This window comes from Pseudomonas sp. Je.1.5.c, from assembly GCF_051129895.1.
Taxonomy (GTDB): domain Bacteria; phylum Pseudomonadota; class Gammaproteobacteria; order Pseudomonadales; family Pseudomonadaceae; genus Aquipseudomonas; species Aquipseudomonas urmiensis.
Map to the genome: position 1 here is coordinate 1 of NZ_JBCPSP010000123.1, position 255 is coordinate 255.

Sequence of the window (255 nt, forward strand, 5' to 3'; positions counted from 1 at the left end):
CTTCTCCATCACCGATCCCACCGAGTGGAACGACAGCGACAAGCTCTATGCGGCGCTGAGCAAGGTCATTGCCAGCGACGATGCCGGCTTGCGCCTGCGCACTTCGCTGCAACAAGCGATCAGCGACACGCAAGGCGCACTCAACGCGGCCAGCCAACGCCTGCACCCGCTGGCAGGCCCCGGGGTTCAGCGTGCGGTGATGCGCCTGAACTGTGCCAGCCAGTGGCTGTACAACGGCGTACAGCTGGTCGAGTT

1 protein-coding gene is annotated in these 255 nt (G+C 64.3%); it reads left to right on the forward strand.

The annotated features are described in order from the left end of the window. Positions 1 to 255, forward strand: a 255-nt coding sequence (locus tag AAZU54_RS27410; RefSeq protein ID WP_434727912.1) for a hypothetical protein, incomplete at both ends; no start/stop codon positions are given.